The organism is Actinomadura sediminis, from assembly GCF_042675525.1.
Classification (GTDB): domain Bacteria; phylum Actinomycetota; class Actinomycetes; order Streptosporangiales; family Streptosporangiaceae; genus Spirillospora; species Spirillospora sediminis.
The window spans coordinates 1-2,390 of the sequence record NZ_JBHTJA010000229.1 but is presented as its reverse complement, the minus strand read 5'-3'; the positions used below and the strand labels follow the sequence as shown (position 1 = coordinate 2,390).

Here is a 2,390-nt window from a genome sequence, read left to right as displayed (position 1 = left end):
CCCCTTCACCCTCACCGACGAACTCGACGGCACCACCTACACCTGGACCAAGACCAACTACGTCCACCTCGACCCGCACACCCGACCGGCACACGTCATGACCATCCGGCGGGACGGCGACGGGGACGGGGGGCGGTCCGCCGACGGCGGCACGGCCGGCGCGGACGGGACGGCCGCGCGTTCGTCCAGTCCCGCGTCCGCCACCGGAACGGCGCGGGCCGGCGGGAGCTGAGCTCCCGCCGGCCCGTCAGCCCGGCCCGCCGTTTCCGCTACGCGGCTGTATCTCTACGCGGCGGGCTCGGCGGTGCGGCAGGCGGTGAACACCGAGCCGAGGCCCTCGCGGTCGATGATCTCGCGGAGCTTGGCCGGTTGTTCCAGGAGGGACAGGCAGCCGCCCTCCGCGGCGACCCGCCAGCGGATGCCGAGCAGGATCGGCAGCGGGTCGCAGCGCAGCCCGAGCCGCGCGCTCATCCGCAGCATGAGGTGCCGCAGGTCGCCCTCGACCAGCGAGGTCAGCGTCTCCCCCAGACGCGGGACGGTGCGCTGGTCGAGCACGCCGGCCAGGTGGACGACCGTGTGGTCGCCGTCCGGCGCGGCGGCCGTGGTGATGGTCAGCTCGGACGGCGCGGACGGCGCCGGGGCCAGGGCCGCGTCCGCCGGGTGCAGCGCGCGGATGGCGTCGAGGACGTCCGCGGTGTCGGCCGGGCTCGTGCGGCGGCGGCCGGGCGGCGGCGCGGCCGTGGCCGACGCGACGTCGGGGAAGACCGGGACGAGACGTCCCAGCCCGGTGGCGTCCAGGGCGCGCCGCACCGGCGCGGACGCGTCCGGGACCACCGCCCGCAGCTGGCAGCCCAGCAGCCGCGCCCGGGTCTCGGCCCGGGCCAGCAGGACCAGCCCGGCGGCGTCGAGCAGCACGGCGTCGCCGAAGTCGACGACGACGCCTGCGCCGCGCCCGCCCGTCCCGGATCCGGCGGCCGGCGGCCGGGCCGCCAGGGACAGGGCGCGGCTCACGCCCTCCCGGATCCCGGCGTAGTTCTGCCAGCTGATCTGTGCGGGGAGCGTCAGCACGGTGAAGCCCCGCCGGGTCTCGATGCGCAGGCCCGGCACGATCGTGTCCTTCATGTCACATCCCGATCGGGGTTCGCGCGGCCGCGCGGGCCGGGGCGGGCGGAGCGGTCAGGTCGGTGCGGGCGCGCAGCGGCGGCGCGGGCGGGGCCCCGGCCACGCCCGGCGGCCGTTTCGCGGGAGCTTCGGACACGGGCGATCCGCACGCCCGCTCCCCGTCCGGGTGCGGCGGGCGCGCGCCCCGCTCGACGCCCGTGAGCCGGGACGCCGCGAGGCGTTCGATGGTCCGTTCCTCGGGCCGCACCCCGATGTGGGTGCAGCAGCACCACAGGTCGTCCACGCAACGGCGCACGCGCTCCGCCGGAATTCCGGCGAATCGGGCGCGCAGCCGGGTCACGAGGTCGTCGCGCGTCGGTACGACGTCATCGCGCGTCGGTACGACCGATGGCGACTTCTCCCAGCGCTCCACTGTCCCTCCGATCGCTTTGGACGAAACATTCTTTTCCGCCCGAACTGTCGTCAGCTGCCGCGCGGCATGTGCTGAGCTTGGAAATGACCTACCCCCGGCATGCGCCAGAAAAAGCCACGAACCTAAAAACCCGGACATGACACAACCGTCGCGCGGCAAGCATTCCGGAGCGCCCGCGCCAGTGTCACGGCCGTTCCGCACCGCCTTTTTGCCGCCTTTTTCCCCTCGCCCGCCCCGCGGAGCACCGGCCGTGACCCGGCGCGCCGGACCGCGCGGGCGGCGCGTAGATCGGCGGCGCGGCGGATCTACCGGCCGGGGACGCGGCGGCCCGCCCGGCGCGCGGGAGCGCGCGCGACCGAAACGCGAGAGACGGTCACGGTGCGTACGTAGATTTTTACGGATGGTTGCCGTCCGGGAACGTCGCCCGCGCGGCACGCGGGCATTGCTGATCTAGGTATCTCTCCAAGACAGCGGGGTGGGTCATGCACGTTCGGCCACAGATCAGCAGCGGCGGCGCGTCCGGCCGGAGCGACGCTCCCGAGCCGCCGGACCGGACGCGCCGGGACGAGCCGGCCCCGGCGCCCGGCCCGGCCGCTGAACCGGCCGCGGGACCCGCTGCGGGCCCGACGTCCGGGCAGGTCACCGGACCCGCCACCGGACCCGTCCCCGACACGTTCGACGAGGACGCGCCCCGCGTCCCGCACTGGTTCAAGACGGCCGTGTTCTACGAGGTGTCGGTGCGGGGGTTCGCCGACTCCGACAACGACGGCTACGGCGACCTGCGCGGCCTCATCTCCAAGCTGGACCATCTGCAGTGGCTCGGCATCGACTGCCTGTGGCTGCTGCCGATCTACCA

4 protein-coding genes are annotated in these 2,390 nt (G+C 74.8%); 2 read left to right on the top strand and 2 right to left on the bottom strand.

Annotated elements, in window-relative coordinates:
• Positions 1 to 232, top strand: a 232-nt coding sequence (locus ACFQ11_RS37525) for a hypothetical protein (protein ID WP_378307696.1), incomplete at its 5' end; no start/stop codon positions are given.
• Between the two features lie 53 nt (positions 233 to 285).
• Here the strand turns inward: ACFQ11_RS37525 and ACFQ11_RS37520 are convergent.
• Both ACFQ11_RS37520 and ACFQ11_RS37515 read right to left on the bottom strand, forming a co-directional pair.
• Positions 286 to 1,122 (bottom strand): STAS domain-containing protein, encoded by an 837-nt coding sequence (locus ACFQ11_RS37520; protein ID WP_378307694.1) that lies wholly within the window; start codon positions 1,120 to 1,122, stop codon positions 286 to 288.
• Between the two features lies 1 nt (position 1,123).
• The gene (locus ACFQ11_RS37515) at positions 1,124 to 1,417 is read right to left on the bottom strand and encodes a hypothetical protein (protein ID WP_378307692.1); all 294 of its coding nucleotides are present in this window, start codon (positions 1,415 to 1,417) and stop codon (positions 1,124 to 1,126) included.
• Between the two features lie 599 nt (positions 1,418 to 2,016).
• Between ACFQ11_RS37515 and ACFQ11_RS37510 the strand changes: the two genes are divergently transcribed.
• The coding region (locus tag ACFQ11_RS37510) for an alpha-amylase family glycosyl hydrolase (protein WP_378307690.1) at positions 2,017 to 2,390 on the top strand (374 nt) is incomplete at its 3' end.